The sequence below is a fragment of the Nocardia sp. NPDC052112 genome, from assembly GCF_040680135.1.
Classification (GTDB): Bacteria; Actinomycetota; Actinomycetes; order Mycobacteriales; family Mycobacteriaceae; genus Nocardia.
In genome coordinates this window covers 128,338-150,486 of the sequence record NZ_JBFAWD010000006.1, presented here as the reverse complement: position 1 = coordinate 150,486, position 22,149 = coordinate 128,338, and the positions used below count along the sequence as shown (strand labels likewise).

Sequence of the window (22,149 nt, the reverse complement as noted above, 5' to 3'; positions counted from 1 at the left end):
GCTACTCCCAGCCGGAAGGACTATCGCGCACGTGCAAGAATCGTCGCGATGATCACCTATCTCGAAGCGACTGTTATCGGTGCGGTGCAGGGGGTCACCGAGCTGTTCCCGATCTCCAGCCTCGGTCACTCCGTGCTGATCGCCGCGTGGGTGGGAGGTGATTGGCGGAAGTTGTTGGTCCAGAACGACTCCGGCGCGGGCAATCCCTACCTGGCGTTCGTGGTCGCGCTCCACGTGGCGACAGCCGTTGCGTTGCTCGGGTATTACTGGCGCGACTGGTACGCGATAATCATCGGTTTCGTCACAACACTGCGCACCAGGCGGCTCGAAACCGTTCCACAGCGATTGGCGTGGCTGATAGTGATCGCCTCCACTCCGGTCGCCATCCTCGGACCGCTGCTCGTGCATCCGCTGCACGCACTGTTCGAGGGGCCCATCGACGCGGCCATCTTCCTGACCCTCAATGGCGTCGTGCTGGTAATCGGCGAGGTGCTGCGCCGACGCAACGAGCCGACGCTGGCGGAATACGGGCGACGTTTCGCCCTCACCGCCGCATCGCATCCGTCCCGCCAAACCGACCGGCGGCTGGCCGCCCTCGGGAAGCGCGACGCCGTTGGCATCGGTTTCGCCCAAGCCGGTGCCCTACTGACCGGATTCAGCCGCGCGGGCCTGACCATGGTCGGCGGATTGTGGCGCGGTCTCGAGCACACCCACGCGGCCAAATTCGCCTTCCTGCTTGCCACTCCGGCAATCCTGGGTGCCGGGATCGTGGAAATACCGGAACTGTTCGGACCGGAAACCGACGGCATCCGCGGGCCGGTACTCGTCGGTGCCATCGTGTCCGGAACATCGTCCTGGCTTGCTGTGCGCTACCTGGAGCGGCACTTCCAAACTCGGACCCTGCTACCGTTCGCGACGTACTCACTGATCGTCGGACTGTTCTCGATCGTCCACTTCAGCTGAAATCTTCGACACACAGGGTTTCGATCTCAGATGACAACACCGGCCTATGACGAATTCGGACTGTTCGCCGAGAACGCAGCCGAGGCCGGACTGCCCTGGTCCGGTCCGCCACAGGTGCAACGGTTCTCGACAGACATCGGCTCCGGTCGCCATATCAGCGGCCTGCGCTGGGGTGAGGGCGAGCCGGAGCTGGTGCTCCTGCACGGTGGCGCACAGAACGCGCACACCTGGGACACCGTGGCGCTGGCGCTGAACCGCCCACTCATCGCGCTCGATCTGCCCGGCCACGGCCATTCCGATTGGTGGCCCGATCATCTGTACACACCGCATCGGCTGGCCGATGCGGTCGCCATCGCCGTCGAATCGGTGGCGCCGCAGGCGCGGGCGGTGGTCGGCATGTCCCTCGGCGGGTTGACCGCACTGCGACTGGCCGCGCGCCACCCGGATCTGGTGCACCGCCTGATCGTGGTGGATGTCACCCCGGGTACCGGCGATAGCCCGCACAAGACCGCGGCGATAGTCGCATTCGTCAGTGGCCCCACCGACTTCGGCTCCTTCGAAGAGATCCTGGAACGTACCGTCGCACACAATCCGAGCCGGTCGGTCCAGTCGCTGCGACGCGGAGTACTGCACAATGCGCGCCAACGGGACGACGGCCGCTGGATCTGGCGCTACGACCGGCTCCGCCCCACCGCCGACGGCTCGTTCGACCTCACCCCGCTATGGGACGACGTATCCGCCGTACCGGCACCCCTGCTGCTCGTGCGCGGCGCACGCTCACCGGTCGTCGACGATGCCGACGTCGCGGAACTGCTCCGCCGCCAGCCCGGCGCACGGGTCGTGATCGTCGACGGCGCCGGACATTCGGTCCAGGGCGACCGCCCCGTCGAACTCGCGGCACTCATTCGTGACTTCGCATTCCAACAATGATTGTGGACCGAATTCCGTCAGTGTCGATCAATCCTGCGGAAATCGTGGCCGAAGGCATTGCGCCCGAAGGGCGTTCGCCCCAGCGGCGATCGGGTGAACGCAGCGTTCAAGCGGTTCAGAAATGGAACGTGCGGGCGGGGGTCGGCTTCGTGCAGGGCCTCGGTGAGTAGGGCGATGGGTTCGGAGCAGGTGGCGTAGCGGGCGCTCGGATCCTTGGCCAGCGAACGGTGCACGATCGTGTCGACCTCGGATGGGATCCAGTGGCGACGCGCGGAGATATCGGGGGCCGGGTCGTGCAGATGGGCCTGCGCGGTCGCCATGAGATTTCCGCGGGGGAACGGCGGGCGGCCGGTGAGCAGTTCGATGGCCGTGGAGATCAGCGCGTACTGGTCCGTCGCCGGGCATACCGCGCCCGCCTGCAGCAGCTCGGGCGCGGCATATGGCACCGAGACGACGACGAAACCGTTGGTGGCCAAGGGTGGTTCGGGTCGGTGCAGCCAGCGGGCCTGGTCGAAATCCGAAAGTTTCACCGTCGCGGGCTCATCCGAACCCACCAACAGATTCGCCGGTTTGACGTCGAGATGGACTATGTCGTTGGCGTGTACGAAATCCAACCCCGCCGCGACCCGAGCCAGCACATGCAGCACCCGCCGCAGGTCCGGATCTCGGTGCGGCGCTGGTACCAACCTCGCTCCCGTCGCACCGGCCACGTACTCGTGCGCCGACCACAGCCTGCCGTCGGTTTCACCGTGCGTGTACATACGCACGACATTGGGATGCCGCAGCACGGACAGGATATCGAACTCGTGCACGAATCGCGCACGCGCCTCGGGTGACCGGCTGTCCTCCGGCCCGAGAATCTTCAGCGAGACCGGCCGCGCCCGTTCCGGATCCTCGGCCAGATACACATCACTGCTACCGCCATGACCAAGCTGAGCCTGCACAACGAATCCAGCAAACCGGTCATTCGGTTCCACTACCACCGCCACACCGTAGTTCGCCGATGCCCGGCATCGTGAGCGCAAACTTCTCGCTGCTGGGAATGCGGACGTCGAACGCCTGATCGGCACTGATCCGCACAGCCGCATCAGCAGACGGTGGTCGACGTCAGTCGTCGAGCAGCCGCCATGCGGTGAGCGCGAGCCTTGCCCGCAACAACCCGGCCGGCGCGGCGAGATCGATACCCGTCAACCTTCCGATCTGTTCGAGGCGCCGAGCGACGCTGCTGTGGTGCAGGTGCAGCAGCTCGGCCGCGCGCCGCAGGGAGCCGGTGGCACAGTAGGCGTCGAGGGTCGCGAGATCTTCCGGGTTGCTTGCCATTCGAGCGATCGCGGCCACATCGGCGTTCTCGCGCACGGCATCCGGTGGTACCTGGGCGAGCAGCGCCAATGCCCCGAGGTCGTCGTAGTGGACGATCGGGCTGCGCACGGTTGCGAAGCGCAACGCCGTGCGGGCTGCTCGCCAGGACCGGTCGGGCCGATCAGCCGCGCCGATGCCCGCGCGTACGCTCGCCGGAAAGCGGTCCGGGTCCACGGTGGTGGCCAGGATGACGCCCACATCGGCCAGTGGCGCCGCCTTCACCGGGCGGGCCGGGCAGATCAGACCGCCCACCTGATCGAGCGGAAGCGGCGACCGGACGGCCACAACGCGCACCGGCAGGTCGGCGGCAAAACCCAAGAGCCGCAACGCCCGAGCCCTGGCCGCCTCATCACTGTCGGCGCTGACAACCAGCTCGACCAAGGCGGGGTCGGCCATGGTCGTGCGCGCCGGACCGTACCGCTCGACCACCGCCGCCGCGGCGATGGCGAGCCGCTCCAACAGCAGTTCGTCGAGCGAGCGGGACATGTCGGTGCGTTCCAGCCACACCGTGCCGATCTCCTCCTCGTCCAAGGTGATCGGCGTCGTGGTGGACGCGGTCGGCGGCGGCCCCGACGCTTCCCGCCCGTCGGGTGCGAATCGGATCACTCGCCCCGTGCCGTGCAGCCGAATCCCGGTCACACACTCGGCCAGGACCGCAGAAGCACGAGCGAGCGCCGGGAGATCCACCCGTCGGCGCATCAGAGTGTCGTAGAACATCACGACGCGCAGCGCGCCTTCCGCTTCGACATCCAACTGCGACAATCGAACCACCAAGGCATCCACGTCCCGAGGATATGCGGCGCTCGTCGCGGAGCTAGGCCGGAATGCCCGACAGTTGGCGGATGACCTCCACGTGACGGCTCGCGAGGATAACTGTCATGGATCCCGAACTCGAACCATTCGTCTCGCTGTTCCCACCGTCCGATCTGTCCGACCCACCCACGGCGCGTAAACAGCTCGCCGAACTGGCCGCCGCGGTACCGGTTACCGATACCGCGAACCTGGCGATCGAAAATCGCACGGTCCCGGCCGATCCCGAGGTGCCGGTGCGGATCTATCGCCCACAGCATGCCCAGGGCGCAATCGTCTGGCTGCACGGCGGCGGATTCGTGATGGGTGATCTCGACACCGAACACCCGTGGGCCACCATGCTGGCCAACGGCTCCGGCGCGACCGTCATCTCGGTGGGTTACCGCCTTGCCCCGGAAAATCCTTTCCCCGCCGCGCACGATGACATCTACGCGGTGCTGATCTGGACCGCCGAGCACGCATCCGAACTCGGCATCGACCCGACGCGCATCGCGATCGGTGGCCACAGCGCCGGCGCCGGCCTCGCGGCCGCAGTGGCATTGCGGGCGCGCGACGAGCAGGGGCCGCCGATCCGTTTCCAACTGCTCCACCAGGCCGGGCTCGATGACCGGCAGCAGACCTGGTCGCAGCGGAATTTCACCGATACGCCGTTCGTGACTCGCGACAAGGTCGCGCAAATGTGGGGGCACTATCTGGGCGCCATGCCTGCCACGCCGTACTCCGCCCCGGCGCGTGCGACCGATCTGTCCGGGCTGCCACCCGCCTACATCGCCGCTGCGGAGTTCTGCCCGAATCGCGACGAGGATATCGATTACGCACTGCGCCTGATGGCGGCCGGGGTGCCGGTCGAGTTGCACCAGTGGCCGGGCACATTCCATGGCTCGCAGGCGATTCTGTCGGCCGAGGTGTCACAGCGGCAGAATGCCGAACTGGCGGGAGCGCTGCGCCGCGCCTTGGCCGAGTGAGGTGATCGCGGCCGAGCGGGCCGCGTCGTCCGGCCTCGGCATGTCACGCGATATTTTTCGTCGCGTCACCCAGCCGAGGTCGGCGACGACCGGCGTCCACGAATGCGCCGCAGTCCTATCGTCGCGGCGGCGACGCGTGGATCGAACATGTGCAGTGGGGATTTCGTCATATTCAGCACATCGAGGAATTTTGCCGCTGTCGCCCGATCGTCCGCGGCGGCCCGGAACATCCGGTTCAAACCCGAATGCGCAAGTGATTTCACCGCTGGTGACCCGAGCGCGACCGGGGGCATCGTCATATCGCTGACCTTCGTCAACCACCATGGGGTGCGCAGCATACGGCCGATGCGGCGATAGTAGCGGCGTGGCAGATCGTCGGTCCCCTGCTGGAGTACCTCATCGAGTAGGTCGGCCGCGATGGCCGCGACGGTCATTCCGCTGCCGTAGATCGGATTGAAGCTGCACACCGCATCGCCGATCGACAGTATTCCGCCCGGAACACGGTCCAGCAGTTCGTATCGGCGCCAGACCGCTGTTCGGAACCGGTAGGTCGCAATGTCGTCGACTGGACTCGACCGGCGCAGCACGGCAGCGACATCGTCGGGGGCGAACTCCGCGGCGTAGTCGAGCAGCGCGTCGGGACTCGCCGGGGGGTGATTGTCCTTCCCGACGCCGAACGCCGAGAGCACCCACGAGTCCCCTTCCTGTGCCGCGAATCCGAACCCACGCGGCCGGCTCGGCATCGGGCCGACCAGCACGATCCGATCACCGCCGACGGCATCCAGCGGCAGCCGGAAATGGCAAGTGGCGTAGCCGATATCGACCGGCACTTGATCTTCGCGTGGCCGCGGGTACCCCAGCAACTCGAGCCAGACACCGGCGCGCGAACCCCGACCCATCGCATCGACCACCAGATCGGCATGGATAGATTCCGGTTCGCCGTTGGCCTCCCGGCGCAGCACCTGAACTCCGCCGACGCCGGTCTCGGCGGCGACCAGGCCGGCTACGACCACGTCATCGCATATCGTCACAGTCGGCAGCGCGGATACGCGCACACGCACATGGGATTCCAGAAACGGTCGGCTGGCGGCGACGGACGTTCTGCCCAAATCGGCGCGGTGCAGGACGTTTCCGAAGAAAATCGCACGGAAATCGTCGAATGCGCTGACGGCCTTCGCGCCATCGGTGATCAACTCGTCGATCAGGCCCGGAAACCGCGATTCGGCGATATCCGCCGCGCGCATCAGCAGGCCGTGCGAATGCCGCGATTGCGGGGTGCCACGGCGTTTGGCTTCCGCCGCCGACAACCGATCTCGCTCGATGACGGTCACCGCCGCATAGTGGTCAGCCAGAATACGAGCCGCGAACAGACCCGCGATTCCGCCACCGAGTACCACCGCATGGTCACCGGCGCGGCGGGCACCCCTCTGACTCACCGGGTCCTCCTCGTCGGGTGCGACGGCGCCGGCGCCGTCCGAAATCGGTCGATCACCGGCCGAGCAGCCGACCCTACCCCGATGCGGCATGGTCGTGCACCTCGCAGCTGCGGCGTCAGCGGCCGGATCGCTGGATGACCTCGCGGGCCAAGGCCCGGTATTGCTCGGCGCCGGCGGATCGGGGTGCCCAGGTGGTGATGGGTTCACCGGCAACAGTTGCGTCGGGAAAGCGGACCGTCCGCGAAATCACCGTGTCGTAGACCTGGTCGCCGAAAACCTCGGTAACCCTGGCCAATACCTGACGCGAATGCAGCAGGCGCTGATCGAACATCGTGACCACGATGCCTAACAGGCTCAGCCGCGGATTCAGCCGGTCCCGGACCTTGTCCATGGTGTCGGTGAGCAGCGCGACCCCACGCAGCGAGAAGAACTCGCACTCCATCGGGATGATCACGCCGTCCGCGCAGGCCAGCGCGTTCACGGTGAGCAGGCTCAACGATGGCTGACAGTCGATGAGTATGTAGTCGTAGCGGTCCCGGATCGGGTCGAGTGCCCGCCGCAGCGAATGTTCCCGGCCGACCTCGTGCACCAACCGAATCTCGGCCGCGGACAGGTCGATATTGCTCGGTAGGAGATCGACGTTGTCGACGCGAGTTTTCATCAGCACCTCGTCGATCACCGATGCGGATCCCCCGAGCAGGTCGTATACCGTCGATCGCAAGTCGTTCAGCACCGCGCCCAAACCCGCGGACAACGCCCCCTGCGGATCGAGGTCGACCAGCAGCACCCGCCGCCCGCATTCCGCGAGCGCGGCGCCCAGGTTGATGGTCGAGGTGGTCTTGCCGACGCCGCCTTTCTGATTGCACAGAGCGATGATCTGCGCTTCACTGCGGGGCGCCGAGCGTTCGGCGACTTCGACCGCACTCACGATTCTCGAACGCTTCGGCTCGTACCCATCCCTGAGCCACTCCGATTGCCAGGCAGGTCAACTCGCCGCAGGTCGTTTGCCACCATGTCGCCAGGCTAGCCGGTCACCCTCGGAATCGAGCAACAAACACGGATGATTCCTCGCATATCTGGGATCAGAGTGCGGATCGCTGACAATTCACTGAACCGACCGCTTGGTCGAAACCGTATCGCCTGGAACGAATCCCGGGGTGCGTCCATCCGGTTCGGGTGGTTTGTCCGTCACCGCCGGAAACCCATGCCCAACTGGCACAACCGCGAGGACATCCGCGAACCGGTTCGTGATCGCCGATTCGGGGCAGCTTCGATCGTTGTCCGGACGCTCGTTATGATCACCATCCTCTGCTCACGATCCTTTGCCCGCTGTCCACCCACGAAAAGGAATGCCCATGGCACGCAAGGTCGTTGTGACGCTCGTCGATGACTACGATGGCAAATCCCCTGCCGAGGAAACAGTGGCCTTCGCCCTCGACGGCGTCGAATACGAAATCGACCTATCCACCCACAATGCCGGCCAGCTGCGCGACATCTTCGAGCCCTGGACCTCGAGCGCTCGCAAAGTCGGCCGCGCATCCCGGGGTAAGAGCCACGCCTCGCGCACGGCGAACGATCGCGCCCGCACCGTCGCCATCCGCGACTGGGCCCGCGCGAAAGGCATCGCGGTATCGGCCCGCGGACGGATTTCGGCAGAAGTAGCCCAGGCGTACGAGAAGGCCAACGCCTGACCGCGTTCGCGACGCCGGAGAGGGAGGCCCCGCACCGCTCATCGGAGCACTGCCAGCGAATCGAGGGATTCGCGAGCGATACCGGTGCGGGGTCGACCGGGCATCGTCAGTCGGCGGGATGCAATGTTCCGGTGGCGGTTTGCCGTCCGAAACCATCCCGTGCGACGGTCACCAGCACACCGTCACGCCGAGTCGCCGAGACAACCAGCCCTTGGTAGTCGAACAGCGGTGACCGGAGTCGATAGTCGAAGACCTGGTCACCGGTGTATCGGTGCACCGCCCGAGCCGCCTCGGCCATGGCCAGCGCCTGCAACGGCCCGTGCACGAGCAGACCCGGATAGCCCTCGACATCTCGGGCGTAGTCGCGGTCGTAGTGGATGCGGTGGCCGTTGTAGGTGAGCGCGGAGTATCGGAACAGCAGGGTCGGCGACGTGTCGATGGCCCATTCATCCTCGGCGGGTGGGACTTTCGGGTCCAGGACCGGTTCCGGTTCGCCGGATCGTCCGCTCGGCTCGACAGCGTCGCGATAGACGATATCCTGCCGTTCGTCTACGACGATCCGGTCACCCTGCAGAATCTGATGGCCGACAACGAGGAAGGTCAGCGCACCGGTGCGCCCTTGTTTCTCCGCTGTGGACAGCACTTTCGTTCGCTTCGTCGCCGGTTCGCCACATATCAGCGCCCCGCGGGTGCGCACGCTGCCACCGGCCCACATCCGGCGTCGACCGGGCCCCGGCGGCTCCGGAACGGTGTTGCGAATCGGATGACCATCGGGCCCCAGATCCGCCTGTGCGGGGCGTTCGAGCAGATAGATCCAGTGCCACAGCAGCGGAAGTCCCGCCGCGAGATCGGGCACGGGGACACCGAGCAGCCCGCTCAGCGCCTCCGCCGGACCGGGCACCAGCACTTCGGTGCGTTCGAACACTTCGCTCATGCCCGCGTCTCCTTCGAAACATGTTCTGCCGGTGTGAATTCCGTGCGCAGGGCCGCAGTGTGCTGTCCCAGCCGGGGCACCGCTCCCATCGCCGGTTCCCAGTCCCCCACCACCGGCGGAAGCAGTGCCCGCATCATCCCACCGGGTGTGTCCACCGGTCGCCAGCGATCGCGGGCCGCGAGCTGCGGGTGCTCGGTGAATTCGGCTGGTGTACGCAGCCGCGCGTTCGCGATACCGGCTCGTTCCAGCAGCTCGATGACCTCGTCGGTGCCGGATGCGGCAAACGCCTGCTCGAGCAGCTCGGTCAACTCGCGGTCGTGTTGCACTCGATCGGTATTGGTCGCGAACCGCGGATCCGCGGTCAGGTCGGTGCGTCGCAGCACCGCCTCGCACAGCGCGGCCCACTCGCGCTGGTTCTGGATACCGAGGAATACGGTTCCGTCGGCGGTGCGATAGGGGCCGTATGGCGAAATAGACGGATGTTTCGCCGCGGTGCGACGCGGCGGTTCGTCACCGTAGCGGGAGAAGTAGACGGGCTGGCTCATCCACTCCCCGAGCGCATCGATCATCGCGACATGCAGACTCGCGCCGGCACCGGTGCGCGCCCGGTCGTAGAGCGCGGTGAGAATGCCGCTGTAGGCATACATGCCGGTGGCGATATCGGCGATCGAGAATCCTGCCTTGGCAGGCACGTCCGATGTACCTGTTGCCATTACCAGCCCGGTTTCGCACTGCAACAACAAGTCGTAGGCCTTCTTCGACCGGTACGGGCCGGTGGGTCCATAACCGGAGATCGAGCAGTGGATCAGCTCTGGTCGGGTAGCGCGCAGCGTCTCGGCGTCGAGTGCGAGCCGTTCGGCCGCACCGGGGACCAGGTTCTGCACGAATACATCGGCCCCGGCGATCATCGCATCGAGCAGCCGACGGTCGGCCGGGTCTTTGACGTCGAGTTCGACGCTCTCCTTGCCCCGGTTGAGCCATACGAAATAGCTCGACTCGCCGTAGACGGTTCGGTCGTAGCCGCGGGCGAAATCGCCGCCACCATGGCGTTCGATCTTGATCACCCTGGCGCCGAGGTCCGCGAGCTGACGGGTGGCGAACGGCGCCGCGACGGCCTGTTCGACCGCGACGACGGTGATGTCTTCGAGAGGGCGGCGCATGCGGTGCCTTCCGGGAAAGTCGGTGCCGGACAAAGTCAATTGATCCGATTGCGGCTGATCAGCTGGCGAGCGATCACACCGCGCTGAATCTCGTTGGTGCCCTCGCCGACGATCATCAGCGGTGCGTCGCGGAAATAGCGTTCCACATCGAATTCGGTCGAATACCCGTAGCCGCCGTGCACGCGCACGGCATTCAGCGCGATCTCCATGGCGGTCTCGGAGGCGAACAGTTTCGCCATCCCGGCCTCCATATCGGCACGCTCACCCGAGTCGTAGCGACGCGCCGCATAGTGCACCAACTGGCGGGCGGCGGTGAGTTTCGTCGCCATATCGGCCAGGTAGTTGCCCACGGACTGGTGCTGCCAGATGGGTTTGCCGAAGCTTTCCCGCTGCTGCGCATACCGAATCGAATCCGTCAGCGCGGCCTGGCCGACACCGAGCGCGCGGGCCGCGACTTGGATCCGCCCGACCTCCAGACCGCGCATCATCTGCGCGAATCCCGCCCCCTCGACTCCCCCGAGCAGCGCCGACGCGGGCACCCGCATATCGCTGAAGGAGAGCTCGCAGCTCTCGACACCCTTGTAGCCGAGTTTGGGCAGGTCGCGCGACACGGTGAATCCGGGCCCCTTTTCCACCAGCAGAATGCTGATCCCCCGATGCGCGGGTTCCGCGGCCGGATCGGTCTTGCACAGCAGTGCGACCAGATCCGACCGGCGGGCATTGCTGATCCAGGTCTTGGACCCGTTGACAACGTAGTCCGCGCCCACCCGACGGGCGGTCGTTCGCATCGCCTGCAGATCCGATCCACCGCCCGGTTCGGTCAGCGCCATGGTCGCACGCAGCTCGCCGGTAGCCATCCGGGGCAGATAGCTGTCCTTTTGCTCCTGAGTTCCGTAGTCCAGCAACAGTTTTGCGACTACAGTATGTCCGCCCATCGCCCCCGCCAGGCTCATCCAGCCGCGCGCGAGCTCTTCGGTGACGGCGGCGTAGCACGGTGTCGACACCTTGGCTTCGCCCCACGGTTCCGGGATGGCCAGCCCGTAAATCCCGAGCTGCTTCATCTGGTCGATCAGCTTCTCCGGATAGGCATTCGTATGGTCGAGTTCCTGCGCGACCGGTTTGACCTCCCGATCCACGAATTCGCGCACCACCGCGACGATCGCGGTTTCTTCCTCGTTGAGCTCGTCCATGACCACTTCCTCTCGGCCTTCGGCGATACGCGCACGGCACTACCATCATGAGAGCTAATACCGACATGAGTGAAATGCCGAGTTCTGATATCACCATGCCGGTTCGCGATGTACAGGAGGTGCGGATGGACTTCAAGCAGTTGAAGGCCATGGTCACGGTGGCCGAGGTCGGCAGCGTCACCAAAGCGGCGGAGTTGCTGCATCTGGTCCAGCCGGCCGTCACCCGGCAGATCCGCATGCTCGAGCAGGAGCTCGGTGTCGCACTGTTCGAGCGCACCCGGCAGGGCATGCGCCCGACCGAGGCCGGCACCGTCATGGTCGAGCGGGCGCGGCGGGCGCTACACGAACTGGATCGCGCCCGCGCCGAGCTCCGCCCGGCACCCGGCGTCGTCACCGGGGTGATCACCGTCGGCTTGTTGGAGAGCGCTGCCGACCTACTGGCCGAGTCCCTGGTTTCGGCGCTGGCCCACGATCATCCCGGTATCGAATTGCGTGTGCTCACCGGCTATTCCGGACATTTGCAGCGCTGGCTCGACGACGGCGATCTCGATCTGAGCCTGCTGTACAACCTGACCAGCACACCGTCACTCAATGTCGAACCGCTTGCGCGGGAACGGCTCTGGGTGGTTGCACCACCCAGCGACGACCTGCATGCCGACCGTCCCATCACGTTGGACGAGGTCGCTACCCATCCCATGGTGATGCCTGCACCGGGGCATGCGCTGCGGGCACTCATCGATGGCGCAGCCGCGCAGACGGAGGTGAGTTTCCAGGTGACCGTCCAGACCAATTCATTGCGTCTGCAGAAACTACTCGTGCTCGGCGGCCACGGCTGGACGATCCTGCCCGGCGTCGGCATCGCCGACGATGTCGCGAATGGGACGCTCAGCGCCGCCCCGCTGTGCGAACCGGAGGTGTGGCGACTGATCGTCCTCGGCATGCCGCGCACCGGTCGGGTACCCGCTGCCGCCGAAGTCGTTGCGGCCGAACTGATTCGCCAGGTGCGTAGCGGCGTGACCGAGGGGCGCTGGCCGTCGGCCCGGCTCGTCGACCGCAGTGGAATCGCTGCCGATTGACTTGATTTCGACCGGGTCCTTCCGGTGCGCCATCAGGTCCGGGACCAGCGTCGTATGACGTCCGGAAATACGGGCATCAAATTTTTCTATTTTCCAACACTGTTCATCATCGCCCACGATGGGTCGCACAGCCGATCCGATTCCGGGCTGCGCACGGTTACGCCCCCTTCTGACACCGAGGTCAGCCATGCAGCAGTATCCGATGTTCATCGACGGTCAGGACCATCAGCCTATCGGCGGCGAGTGGTTCCCCACCGACAACCCGTATCTGGGCGAAGCATGGGCACGGATCGCCAAAGGCGGCGCCGACGATGTCGACGTCGCGGTCCAGGCCGCACACCGTGCCTTCACCTCCGGCCCCTGGCCGGAACTCACCGCCAGCGCTCGCGGCGCACTGCTGCGCCGCCTCGGCGACACCATTGCCGAACACGGCCACCGACTGGCCGAATCGGAGGTCCGCGACAACGGCAAATTGTTCGCCGAAATGTACGGCCAGCTCAGCTATCTGCCGCAGTGGTTCTACTACTACGGCGGACTGGCCGACAAGATCGAGGGGGCGGTGCTCCCGATGGACAAGAAAGGCTACTTCGCCTACACGCGCCATGAGCCTGTCGGTGTCGTCGGCATCATCACGCCATGGAATTCACCGCTGATGCTGCTCACCTGGAAACTCGCCCCGGCCCTCGCCGCGGGCTGCACCGTGGTGATCAAACCATCGGAATTCACCTCGGCCTCCACGCTCGAGCTGGTCGAACTGTTCCATGAGGCCGGGCTGCCACCGGGCGTAATCAATGTGGTGACCGGCTTCGGCGCGGATGTCGGCACGCCCCTCGTCGAGCATCCACTGGTGCGCAAGATCACCTTCACCGGATCCGATCCCACCGGGCGCCGGATCAACGAGGCCGCGGCCCGCGACCTCAAACATGTGAGCCTCGAACTGGGCGGTAAATCGCCGAATATCGTATTCGCCGACGCCGATCTCGACGCCGCCGTCAACGGCGCCGTCTCCGGCATCTTCGCCGCCACCGGACAAACCTGTATCGCCGGATCGCGACTGCTGGTCCAGGACAGCATCCACGACGAATTCGTCACACGCGTAGTGGAACTCGCCCGCACGGCCCGCATGGGCGACCCCATGTCCGAGGACACCCAGGTCGGCCCGATCACCACACCGGCGCAGTACACGAAGGTGCTCGACTACCTTCGGATCGCCGAACAGGAAGGCGCCACACTGGCTTTGGGCGGTGCCGTCGCGACCCGCCCGGAATGCGGTAGCGGCTGGTTCATCGAACCGACCATCTTCACCGGCGTCCACAATCGCATGCGGATCGCCCAGGAGGAGATCTTCGGCCCGGTACTCGCCGTCATACCGTTCCACACCGAAGACGACGCCGTCACCCTGGCCAACGACGTCCGCTTCGGCCTCGGCGCCGGCGTATGGACCAGCGATATCGCCCGCGCCCTCCGCATGGCCGAACGCATCCGCTCCGGCACCGTATGGGTCAACACCTACCGCGCCGTCAGTTTCATGGCACCGTTCGGCGGAGTCAAGGATTCCGGCATCGGGCGCGAAAACGGTGCGGACGCGATCCGCGAGTATCTCGAAACCAAGACGGTGTGGATCAATTCCGGTGCGCCGGTGGGAAATCCATTCGTGATTCGCTGATCTGGGGGGAGACTGGTCGGCGCACGGATCCCGCGGGCTGCCGGCGAACGACCGTCATCGACCCGATGCGAAGTTGCTCGCACCAGGGCAGTTGGTCAAACCCACAAATCGGCGCCGACCAACGCCGCGGGAAATGGCTCGGCCTGTTCCGGTCGAGCCAGGTAGCCGGTCATCGGCGAACCTGCTATGTCCAGGTCGAACTGTCGCGGAATGATCTGAAACGCGTTGGGGATACTCCTATGGCGACCCGCGATCGCCGCGCGATCGGCTCATTCCATCGCGGCCTTGGCTTGCGGCCAGACCCGGGCCAGCTCGATCAGGTGCGCGAGCTCGGCGTCGAAATCGTGTGCGACCAAAGGTGATTGCGGTGGTGTGCCGGTGCCGGCGGGCGGTAGGCCCGCCTTTCTGGCCTGCGCGGCCCGTATCAGCCGATGGGCGTAATCGGTAATCCCCCCGTCCGATTCGGGCTCTCGTACGGTATTACGTTGCGTCTCATTGTTATCGGCCGGGAGGTAAGCGCCCAGGTGGAGCATTGCGTCGCGGATCTCCACAGTCATCCGCAGCAGACGGGTGGCTGGATCTGAGCCGGGCCGCGCATCGACGGGCATGACGACCTCCGGGACCGCCGCGGTCAGATCACGCCACAGCGGCAACAGTCGACGACAGGTTCTGGTGGCGCGATCCATACCCGCCCGCAGCACCAACTCCGCGACCAGTGGCATCGCGTGCAGTGTCGCATTGATCGCGACCCACAGCGTGAACGCAGCCTGGACCAGCGACAGTTGTGGGCAGTTGGGCCATCCGGTGGCCAGCTGGCAGAGCCAGAGTGCATGCGCACCCGAGATAACGGCATTGCTGCCGATCAGGACGATACAAACGATCCGCGCCGCGCGCGGGGTGTCGACGTCGCGGAGCGCGCCAAGGCATCTGCGAGTGAGCACAAACGTGTTGTAGGTGACGGCGAACGCGCAGCCGATGCCCAGGGCAACCCCCGCGAGGCGCAGGTCGACCGATCGTCCCGAGTATCTCGCCGATGCCGTGGCCAGGACTATCGAGGCCGTCGCCGCCAAGGCGAGGCGAGCGGCGTTGCACTGGTGGCGCCATACGGTATCCGGCTCGGAATCGGCTCTGGTGAGCCGGCCGATGCTGTACTGGTATGTGGCGGTCAGGAAAATGCAGCCCAGGGCAAGCTGATTCGCCGGGTCATCGATGGTGGGGGTCGATGCGCACCGGTATATCAGCAGGGTCGCGATGCTCCACAGGCCCGTGTGGTTTACGAGCCGATCCATAACCGTGCCGCCGCCGAGCCATATCCGAACCGACAGGAGAACCGTGACGTAGCCGATCACCGCCCAGGCCACGACTGCCGGTATCGGTGACGACATCGATGCATCCTCTTGGTCCGACGGAACTCGTGCCGGTCGGAGGATACTGCCGCCTCGGCCGCACTGTCACGCGGCGCCGGATCGGATTGTGAACTCCCGCAGTTCGACGCGTAATGGGCTGATACCGTTACGATTTCAGTTCTAGCTGGCTTGGAGACACCAAACCCGGCCCTCAAATGGGCCGGGTTCGGTGTGCCGAATCGCGGTCAGCTCTTGACCAATTCGGGGATAGTGGCGTCGAGCTCGTCGGCCTGCTCCGGGGCGGCGACCGCCCGGCTCGGCAGGAGTACTGCCATGGCGATCACGATCAGAGCGAGGGCGGCGGAGACCAGGAAGGCCAGGCGCATGCCGTCTAGGTGAGCGGTGATCGGATCGGTGCCGTCGGCGACCAGTCCGGTGCTGCGGGCCGACATCACCGTTACCACCAGGGCGGTGCCGAAGGCTGCGGCGACCTGCTGCAGGGTGCCGAGCATGGAGCTGCCGTGCGAGTACAGATGCTGCGGCAGCGCACCGAGGCCGAGGGTGAAGACCGGGGTGAAGGTGGTCGCCAGCGACACCATCAGCAGGATGTGCAGAGCCAGCAGTTGCCAGTACGGCATGGACATCGAGATCCGGGTGAATCCGGCCAGCGCGGCGGCGATCCCGACCGATCCGGGAATCACCAGGACGCGTCCACCGAACCGGTCGAACAGGCGGCCGACCGTCGGTCCGAGCAGACCCATCGCCAGGCCGCCCGGCATCACAAGCAGGCCGGTCTGCAACGGGCTCAGGCCACGCAGGTTCTGCAGATACAGCGGCAGCAGGATCATCGAGCCGAGCATGGCCATGAACGCGACCGACATCAGCACCAGCGCCTTCGTGTAGGTGCCGGACAGCAGGACCCGCAGATCCAGCAGCGGGGTGCCGGTGCGCTGCAGGCGCAGCTGACGGAATACGAAGACAGCGATGAGGGCCGAACCCGCGGCGACAATCAGGGCCGGGCTGGTGAGGTTGTCGCTCTCGAACCGGCTGAGTCCGAACACCAGACCACCGAATCCGAGCGCGGCGAGTACCACACTCGACCAGTCGATCGCCCCGGCTTGTGGTTCACCGACATTCTCCAGCTGACGCAGGCCCAGCCAGGTGACGACCGCCGTGATCGGCAGTACCAGCGCGAAAAGCCAACGCCACGAACCGATCTGCAGCACCATCCCGGAGACCACCGGACCGAGGGCGGGCGCCACCGAAATAGCCAGGGTGACATTGCCCATCACCCGGCCCCGATCCTGCTCGGGCACCACGGTCATCAGCGTGGTCATCAGCAGCGGCATCATGACCGCGGTACCACCGGCCTGAATGATCCGGCCGAGCAGCAGTACCGCGAACGACGGCGCGACGGCCGACAACGCGGTACCGACCAGGAACACCACCATCGCCACCGCATAGGCCCGTCTGGTCGAAACCCGTTGCAGGAACCAGCCGGTGGTCGGGATGACGGCGGCCATCGTCAGCATGAATGCGGTGGACACCCACTGGGCCGCCCGCTCGGTGACCTCGAGGTCCGCCATCAGACGCGGGATAGCGTTGATCATGATGGTCTCGTTCAGGATCACCACGAAGGTCGCGAGTACCAGCACCCGGATGACGGTCGGCGTCCGCCCTCCCGAGGCGGGGGCGGAAAGTTCGGCTGACATCGGGTGTACCTCCAGAGCATGTCGACGGGGATGTGTGCGGCGCGTTGCCGAGTCATCGGATCGCACCACAGTGGTTCAGACGGGACCGGCGGCTCGAATTCATCGGCACGCGACAGTATTGCGGTCGCCACCGACAAGTTCTTCCGCCCATCGACACACGCCCCCACGGCAGACGCCTGAATGAGAACATACCTCTCATGAAGCAGAACGATCCTTCTGAAACTGCGCGAACGGCACACCGCCGGATGGGGATGAGCGCCGCTGCGACGTTCGTAATGACGGTGGCACTCGTGTGTGGAAACGCGGCGGGAGCCGAGGCACCGAACGGAACCGATCCGGTGGCCTCCGCGGGATGCGCATCGCCCGCGGTCGCTTCCGGAACATCCACCGGGCAATTCGCGGCCGCGGGAAAATCGGGTACCTACGTCCAGGATGTTCCCGCGGGGACAGCGGGTGCGTCGCTGCCGGTGGTCGTCGATCTCCACGGATATCTGGAGCCCGCCCAGATCGAGCGCTTCAGCACCGGTGTCGGCCAGTTCGGAATCGAGCACGGATTCGCGACGATCACCCCGCAACTCGACGACCCCGGTTGGCCACGGTGGGATTTCAGCGAGAACAGCGGAGATGTCGCCTATCTGTCGGAACTGCTGACGCATGTGGAATCGACACTGTGTGTCGATCTACGGCGCGTATTCGTCACCGGACTGTCGATGGGTGGCTTCACCACCTCGTCGCTGGCATGTCAGCTCGCGGATCGGATCGCGGCCGTGGCACCGGTGGCCGGACTGCAGGACTTCGCCTGGTGCCATCCGGCGCGACCGGTGCCGGTCATCGCATTCCACGGCACCGCCGACCCGATCGTCGCCTACACCGGCGGACCCGGTCCCAACGCCCAGCTACTGCCGTCGGCGGACGGTTCGGGCTCCGCGGCCGGACGCGGCGGCACCAAGCCGAGCGGCGTCGATGGTCCCGGACCCGCGACCATCCCGACGCAGGCCGCCGCTTGGGCGCATCGGAACGGCTGCGGGCCCGAGCCGCAACAGCGCCAGATCGCCGCCGATGTGACCCTGTTCAGCTACCCCTGTCCCGGAGACGGCGCCGTCGAGCTATACGCCGTGCTCGGTGGCGGGCACACCTGGCCGGGTTCGCCGACCATCGCCCCCGAACCGCTGGTCGGCACCACCACCGCATCGATCAACGCCAATCAGGTGATCTGGGATTTCTTCCAGGCCCATCCGCGGTCCGGCCCCCTCCGGTGAACCCCACCTTGCGGCGACGGACGCGTTCGGACCGCTTCGGAGAACATCCGGATTCGCAGCGCCTTCATGAAGTACGGTCAGGCCATGTCCGAGGACTGTGTGGAGCGAGCCGAGGTAGCACAATCCAACACCTATAGCTGGGAGGTCGTGGGCAGCGGTCCGGCCGGGGAATCCGTTGTCGACTCCGGTGACGGCGAATTCGGAACTCCCGATGACTGCACCGGCCGCACATGTAGCAACCACGTCGAGGTCGGTACCGCGGTGCTCGACCGGGTCGTCGCCGACATCATGATCGAGTACCGAAACGCGGTGCTCGATGCCCGCCTCGAGAACGAAACCGACCCGACCCCGCCGCTCGACCGGGTCGCCATGCGGGTCCGTGACGGTAATGGCGTCGAAATGCTCTCGGCGACAGCTACATTGACCTTTCCCGTGGTCACCGTCACGGATGCCGAAACCTACCGTAAGCAACTGGCGTTGGCCGAGAAGCGGGAGCGACGGCGGCACGAACGCCGTGATAAAGCCATCGCGGCGGGAACCTCCGCCCCGCGGTCGGGACCGGCCGACCCGCGACTGGCCGGACTCATCCTCAACCTGCGCGTCGAAGCCGACACTGTGCGCGAGGAAGTCCCCGACGCCGACCACTGCCGAGAACAATTGGCATTGGCCCAGCACACCGTACAAGCCGCCACCGAGGCTGCGGCGCGTGCACAGATCAGCGGCGCGCGAGGCGAGTTCGAACATGCCCACGCGTTCATCCAACGCTGGACGCCACGCATAAACCGCTGGGCCGCATTCCTCGAATTGACCACCGAGGCATACGCCGATGCCGATGCCGTCGACGCCCTCGCCGACCGCATCAGCCTGCGACCCCCGACCGACAACTAGCTACTCGATCAACCTTCAGCCAGTCGGAGGCGACGGCTGCGGGATCCTCGCCAGCGATATCGACGCAGCCGTTGCGTTCCTGCATCAGCTCGTCGGTGCGGTGTTCGGAAATCCTGCCGAGCAGGGTTCGCAACCGAAAGCGGGCCGAAAGACACGAGTCCCTGTGCGCCGCTGCTGTTCGCTTTGCGGCACACAGGGACTCGAACGGATTGTGATCCGGAATCAGGGGGTGGAGTAGCCGATCAGCGCGCCGATACCGGCACCGATCGGGATGGTGACGAGGGCACCGACACCGCCGAGGAAGAACCCGATCACCGCGCCGATACCGGCGCCGATGAGTGCGCCGATACCGGCGTTGTACTGCTTGCGGGCGATCGTATCGGAGGCTTCATCGATCGCCCGCGCGGTCCGGGCGGTGTCGGATTGCGCGGTGAGGGTGAGGGTTCGGCCGTCGTTGGCAATCTCCGGCGAGAGGGCGACGGTCCCGGCCGCCGTATGCAGTCCCAGCGGTATCGAGGTCACCGCATTGCCCGCGGCGTCGGTGAGGGTGATGGAAAGCGCATCGGCGGCCACGGTGAACCGTCCGGCCTCGACGGTGGTGCTGACTCCTCGGCGGTCTGCTGTCGGTGCGGTGCTGAAGTTGATGCCGTGATCGGTTGCCTGCACGGTGGTGTCGGCTGTTGCCGGCTGTGCGTGCACGGCGCCTGCGGTAATGCCGGTCGCACCGATCGCGAGCAGGGCGGTGGCGGCGAACTTGATGGCGCTCATAGTTTTCCCCACATTTCATCGGCTGCCACGCGCCGACACGTCCCTGAAAGCCCGTGCCGGGCCACGTGATTCAGTCGACCACATCTGTGATCGAAAGGTAATAGTATCGTCCGGGAGCAACCCCGCGGTCTACGATCATGGCTCGCGGTCGGGTCGGGTGAGTGCCGATCGTGTTGCCGCCCAACGTCTCCGGTCGCGCAATCGAGGCCGAGACCCCCGGCCGCCGACATACGGCGACCATCTCGGCAGCCTGCCTACGTTAGGCGAAATCCATTCCCACCCTTGGGATTACCGTCGTTGACATGCACCGACCAGCGGCGAACCATCGAATCATCAGTCACCCGTCTCGGGTGTACACGTATCCGATGATACGGAGTGTGGTCATGGCGAAAGCAGTCGACAAGACCCCCGTTCGTCCGGCGGTGGACCGGCCCGTGGCTATCGACAAGAAGGAATACCACGGTCGGTAACTCGGCCATTCAGTGCTCCGTGCAGGACAGTTCGACGAGCGGCGACCATCCCGGTCGCTCGGTTCCGAGGAAAGGAGTTCAGATGAAGAACGAGCGCGAGAAGGAAGCTGCCGAATCCACGGCTCATCAGCGCGCGGCCATCGTCATCCGGCCGCTGGACAAGAAGGAGACCACCGGCGACAGCGGCGGCAATGGTGGCAACTAGCAACCGAGATGTTCCTGAATCCACCGCCGACAAGCGCACGACCATCGTCATCCGGCCGCTGGACCCGAAAGAGACCACCAGCGACAGTGGTAATGGTGGCAACTAGCTGTCGGTAGGCCGGATGCGCGCGGATCAGATGCTGCGGCCACGGATCAAACCGGAACACGGTCGATACGTCACGATCGATGGCAATGTCAGGATCGGTGCCACGGTCCACGGCCTCGGTGTGGAAATCGAAGATCCGGATGGCTGGGTGCGGATCCTGATCGACGCATTGGATGGCACCAGATCGCCCGACGAAGTCGTCGACGCGGTGCTTTCCAACTATCCGGGAGTGCCCGCGGCCGACGCGATGCAACAGTTGTCGGACGCGGGCTTCCTGGAAGATGCGGGTGCCGCGGTTCCGGTCGAATTGTCGGAGCGCGAACTGGAACGGTATTCCCGCGGTGTGGCGTTCTTTCGGTGGATCGACCGGACGGCTCGGGCAAGCGCGTGGGACGTGCAACTTCGACTCCGCCGATCCCGCGTTCTCCTCATCGGCATCGGTGGTGTCGGCGGAACCGTGGCGCAGGGCCTCGTTGCCTCCGGTGTCGGACGACTGCATTGCGTCGATGCCGACTTCGTCGAACTTTCCAACCTCAACCGCCAGATCCTGTTCCGGGAGCACGATATCGGCAGATCGAAGGTCGAGGCCGCGACCCAGCGGCTGCGTGCGCTCAACTCCGATGTGCGGGTCACCGGTGCACAACGTCGGATATCGGAGCAGTCCGACCTGGCCGAATTGCTCGAACCCGGATACGACCTGCTTGCCCTGTGCGCTGATCAGCCGCGCGCGATCCGCCGATGGGCCAATCGGGCGTGCCTGGCCGCGGGCGTGCCGTGGGTGGTCGGTGGCTACCACGGCCCAACCGTATCGGGCAGCCTGCACGGCCCCGGACAGCGTGCCTGCTGGGAATGCCTGCACGATCACCAAGCCGAACAGGCGGATATGCGGTTGCCTCCCGGTACGACGCTGGAAAGCCTTGCGCCACAACTGCCCTGGCATCCGGTCAACATTGTGTCGGCGAACCTCACCGGCACGCTCCTCACGCATTTCGCGCTCGCCACGCTGACCGGTGCCCCACCGATCGAACCAGGGTTCCGATACGACGTGAACCTGGTTCGCCTCGATGCGGCCGCGGCCGAGCGCGTCACCTCTCGGCCGGATTGCCCGGCGTGCGGCAGCGCGCCGTGACCGATGCCGACACGACTGTCACCCCGCGACCGGACAGTCGAATCCGACCGCACGACTTGGCGATTCGACCGGATCGCGACGAGTGGA

General features: G+C 65.8%; 20 protein-coding genes. 10 read left to right on the top strand and 10 right to left on the bottom strand.

The window, feature by feature from the left end; genetic code table 11:
• Nucleotides 1-48: 48 nt before the first annotated feature.
• Both AB0L58_RS13305 and AB0L58_RS13300 read left to right on the top strand, forming a co-directional pair.
• Nucleotides 49-963 (top strand): undecaprenyl-diphosphate phosphatase, encoded by a 915-nt coding sequence (locus AB0L58_RS13305; protein ID WP_364386021.1) that lies wholly within the window; start codon nucleotides 49-51, stop codon nucleotides 961-963.
• Between the two features lie 30 nt (nucleotides 964-993).
• The gene (locus AB0L58_RS13300; RefSeq protein ID WP_364386018.1) at nucleotides 994-1,893 is read left to right on the top strand and encodes an alpha/beta hydrolase; all 900 of its coding nucleotides are present in this window, start codon (nucleotides 994-996) and stop codon (nucleotides 1,891-1,893) included.
• 17 nt (nucleotides 1,894-1,910) lie between these two features.
• Here AB0L58_RS13300 and AB0L58_RS13295 read toward each other — a convergent pair whose 3' ends face one another.
• Entirely contained in the window at nucleotides 1,911-2,876 is a 966-nt protein-coding gene (locus AB0L58_RS13295) for a serine/threonine-protein kinase (protein WP_364386015.1), read from the bottom strand.
• Nucleotides 2,877-3,000: 124 nt separating this feature from the next.
• A complete protein-coding gene (locus AB0L58_RS13290) occupies nucleotides 3,001-4,035 on the bottom strand; it encodes a helix-turn-helix domain-containing protein (RefSeq protein WP_364386012.1) in 1,035 nt (344 codons plus the stop codon).
• 95 nt (nucleotides 4,036-4,130) lie between these two features.
• On the opposite strand from AB0L58_RS13290, the gene AB0L58_RS13285 reads away from it, so the two are divergent.
• Nucleotides 4,131-5,027, top strand: coding sequence for an alpha/beta hydrolase (locus AB0L58_RS13285; protein ID WP_364386009.1), 897 nt, complete (start codon nucleotides 4,131-4,133; stop codon nucleotides 5,025-5,027).
• A 65-nt stretch (nucleotides 5,028-5,092) separates the two neighbouring features.
• On the opposite strand, the gene AB0L58_RS13280 is transcribed toward AB0L58_RS13285, so the two are convergent.
• Nucleotides 5,093-6,463: an FAD-dependent monooxygenase gene (locus AB0L58_RS13280; protein WP_364386006.1), complete on the bottom strand. Its 1,371-nt coding sequence runs from the start codon at nucleotides 6,461-6,463 to the stop codon at nucleotides 5,093-5,095.
• 115 nt (nucleotides 6,464-6,578) lie between these two features.
• Complete coding sequence (locus tag AB0L58_RS13275) at nucleotides 6,579-7,391, bottom strand: ParA family protein (protein ID WP_364386003.1); 813 nt, start codon at nucleotides 7,389-7,391, stop codon at nucleotides 6,579-6,581.
• A gap of 427 nt (nucleotides 7,392-7,818) precedes the next feature.
• Between AB0L58_RS13275 and AB0L58_RS13270 the strand changes: the two genes are divergently transcribed.
• Nucleotides 7,819-8,154: an Lsr2 family protein gene (locus AB0L58_RS13270; protein ID WP_364386000.1), complete on the top strand. Its 336-nt coding sequence runs from the start codon at nucleotides 7,819-7,821 to the stop codon at nucleotides 8,152-8,154.
• A 106-nt stretch (nucleotides 8,155-8,260) separates the two neighbouring features.
• On the opposite strand, the gene AB0L58_RS13265 is transcribed toward AB0L58_RS13270, so the two are convergent.
• Genes AB0L58_RS13265 through AB0L58_RS13255 form a run of 3 tightly spaced genes read right to left on the bottom strand, consistent with a single transcriptional unit; the run spans nucleotide 8,261 to nucleotide 11,438 of the window.
• The gene (locus AB0L58_RS13265; RefSeq protein WP_364385997.1) at nucleotides 8,261-9,088 is read right to left on the bottom strand and encodes a mesaconyl-C4 CoA hydratase; all 828 of its coding nucleotides are present in this window, start codon (nucleotides 9,086-9,088) and stop codon (nucleotides 8,261-8,263) included.
• Nucleotides 9,085-10,248: a CaiB/BaiF CoA-transferase family protein gene (locus tag AB0L58_RS13260; RefSeq protein WP_364385994.1), complete on the bottom strand. Its 1,164-nt coding sequence runs from the start codon at nucleotides 10,246-10,248 to the stop codon at nucleotides 9,085-9,087. Before AB0L58_RS13260 ends, AB0L58_RS13265 begins: the two co-directional genes overlap by 4 nt.
• A 35-nt stretch (nucleotides 10,249-10,283) precedes the next feature.
• Nucleotides 10,284-11,438 carry an acyl-CoA dehydrogenase family protein gene (locus tag AB0L58_RS13255; protein ID WP_364385991.1) on the bottom strand — a complete coding sequence of 385 codons (1,155 nt, stop codon included), beginning with the start codon at nucleotides 11,436-11,438 and terminating at the stop codon, nucleotides 10,284-10,286.
• Nucleotides 11,439-11,503: 65 nt separating this feature from the next.
• Here AB0L58_RS13255 and AB0L58_RS13250 point away from each other — a divergent pair, with 65 nt between their 5' ends.
• Nucleotides 11,504-12,514, top strand: a complete 1,011-nt coding sequence (locus tag AB0L58_RS13250; RefSeq protein ID WP_364385988.1) for a LysR family transcriptional regulator — start codon at nucleotides 11,504-11,506, stop codon at nucleotides 12,512-12,514.
• Nucleotides 12,515-12,701: 187 nt separating this feature from the next.
• The gene (locus tag AB0L58_RS13245; RefSeq protein ID WP_364385985.1) at nucleotides 12,702-14,180 is read left to right on the top strand and encodes an aldehyde dehydrogenase; all 1,479 of its coding nucleotides are present in this window, start codon (nucleotides 12,702-12,704) and stop codon (nucleotides 14,178-14,180) included.
• Nucleotides 14,181-14,449: 269 nt separating this feature from the next.
• On the opposite strand, the gene AB0L58_RS13240 is transcribed toward AB0L58_RS13245, so the two are convergent.
• Together AB0L58_RS13240 and AB0L58_RS13235 are read right to left on the bottom strand one after the other, a co-directional pair.
• On the bottom strand, nucleotides 14,450-15,565 hold the full coding sequence (locus AB0L58_RS13240; protein ID WP_364385982.1) for an MAB_1171c family putative transporter: 1,116 nt from the start codon (nucleotides 15,563-15,565) through the stop codon (nucleotides 14,450-14,452).
• Nucleotides 15,566-15,771: 206 nt separating this feature from the next.
• Nucleotides 15,772-17,238: an MDR family MFS transporter gene (locus AB0L58_RS13235; protein WP_364385979.1), complete on the bottom strand. Its 1,467-nt coding sequence runs from the start codon at nucleotides 17,236-17,238 to the stop codon at nucleotides 15,772-15,774.
• Between the two features lie 251 nt (nucleotides 17,239-17,489).
• Here AB0L58_RS13235 and AB0L58_RS13230 point away from each other — a divergent pair, with 251 nt between their 5' ends.
• Together AB0L58_RS13230 and AB0L58_RS13225 are read left to right on the top strand one after the other, a co-directional pair.
• Nucleotides 17,490-18,497 carry a hypothetical protein gene (locus AB0L58_RS13230; RefSeq protein ID WP_364385976.1) on the top strand — a complete coding sequence of 336 codons (1,008 nt, stop codon included), beginning with the start codon at nucleotides 17,490-17,492 and terminating at the stop codon, nucleotides 18,495-18,497.
• 84 nt (nucleotides 18,498-18,581) lie between these two features.
• The gene (locus tag AB0L58_RS13225) at nucleotides 18,582-19,385 is read left to right on the top strand and encodes a hypothetical protein (protein WP_364385973.1); all 804 of its coding nucleotides are present in this window, start codon (nucleotides 18,582-18,584) and stop codon (nucleotides 19,383-19,385) included.
• A 222-nt stretch (nucleotides 19,386-19,607) separates the two neighbouring features.
• On the opposite strand, the gene AB0L58_RS13220 is transcribed toward AB0L58_RS13225, so the two are convergent.
• Nucleotides 19,608-20,153, bottom strand: a complete 546-nt coding sequence (locus AB0L58_RS13220; RefSeq protein ID WP_364385970.1) for a hypothetical protein — start codon at nucleotides 20,151-20,153, stop codon at nucleotides 19,608-19,610.
• Between the two features lie 552 nt (nucleotides 20,154-20,705).
• Between AB0L58_RS13220 and AB0L58_RS13215 the strand changes: the two genes are divergently transcribed.
• The gene (locus tag AB0L58_RS13215) at nucleotides 20,706-20,828 is read left to right on the top strand and encodes a hypothetical protein (RefSeq protein WP_364385967.1); all 123 of its coding nucleotides are present in this window, start codon (nucleotides 20,706-20,708) and stop codon (nucleotides 20,826-20,828) included.
• 121 nt (nucleotides 20,829-20,949) lie between these two features.
• Nucleotides 20,950-22,062, top strand: a complete 1,113-nt coding sequence (locus AB0L58_RS13210) for a ThiF family adenylyltransferase (RefSeq protein ID WP_364385964.1) — start codon at nucleotides 20,950-20,952, stop codon at nucleotides 22,060-22,062.
• Nucleotides 22,063-22,149: the final 87 nt, after the last annotated feature.

Bases quoted from the DNA above. Each gene is read 5' to 3' on its own strand.
- AB0L58_RS13305 (WP_364386021.1), top strand. From the start codon at position 49: ATGATCACCTATCTCGAAGCGACTGTTATCGGTGCGGTGCAGGGGGTC.
- AB0L58_RS13300 (WP_364386018.1), top strand. From the start codon at position 994: ATGACAACACCGGCCTATGACGAATTCGGACTGTTCGCCGAGAACGCA.
- AB0L58_RS13285 (WP_364386009.1), top strand. From the start codon at position 4,131: ATGGATCCCGAACTCGAACCATTCGTCTCGCTGTTCCCACCGTCCGAT.
- AB0L58_RS13270 (WP_364386000.1), top strand. From the start codon at position 7,819: ATGGCACGCAAGGTCGTTGTGACGCTCGTCGATGACTACGATGGCAAA.
- AB0L58_RS13265 (WP_364385997.1), bottom strand. From the start codon at position 9,088: ATGAGCGAAGTGTTCGAACGCACCGAAGTGCTGGTGCCCGGTCCGGCG.
- AB0L58_RS13260 (WP_364385994.1), bottom strand. From the start codon at position 10,248: ATGCGCCGCCCTCTCGAAGACATCACCGTCGTCGCGGTCGAACAGGCC.
- AB0L58_RS13255 (WP_364385991.1), bottom strand. From the start codon at position 11,438: ATGGACGAGCTCAACGAGGAAGAAACCGCGATCGTCGCGGTGGTGCGC.
- AB0L58_RS13250 (WP_364385988.1), top strand. From the start codon at position 11,504: ATGAGTGAAATGCCGAGTTCTGATATCACCATGCCGGTTCGCGATGTA.
- AB0L58_RS13245 (WP_364385985.1), top strand. From the start codon at position 12,702: ATGCAGCAGTATCCGATGTTCATCGACGGTCAGGACCATCAGCCTATC.
- AB0L58_RS13240 (WP_364385982.1), bottom strand. From the start codon at position 15,565: ATGTCGTCACCGATACCGGCAGTCGTGGCCTGGGCGGTGATCGGCTAC.
- AB0L58_RS13235 (WP_364385979.1), bottom strand. From the start codon at position 17,238: ATGTCAGCCGAACTTTCCGCCCCCGCCTCGGGAGGGCGGACGCCGACC.
- AB0L58_RS13230 (WP_364385976.1), top strand. From the start codon at position 17,490: ATGAGCGCCGCTGCGACGTTCGTAATGACGGTGGCACTCGTGTGTGGA.
- AB0L58_RS13225 (WP_364385973.1), top strand. From the start codon at position 18,582: ATGTCCGAGGACTGTGTGGAGCGAGCCGAGGTAGCACAATCCAACACC.
- AB0L58_RS13220 (WP_364385970.1), bottom strand. From the start codon at position 20,153: ATGAGCGCCATCAAGTTCGCCGCCACCGCCCTGCTCGCGATCGGTGCG.
- AB0L58_RS13215 (WP_364385967.1), top strand. From the start codon at position 20,706: ATGAAGAACGAGCGCGAGAAGGAAGCTGCCGAATCCACGGCTCATCAG.
- AB0L58_RS13210 (WP_364385964.1), top strand. From the start codon at position 20,950: ATGCGCGCGGATCAGATGCTGCGGCCACGGATCAAACCGGAACACGGT.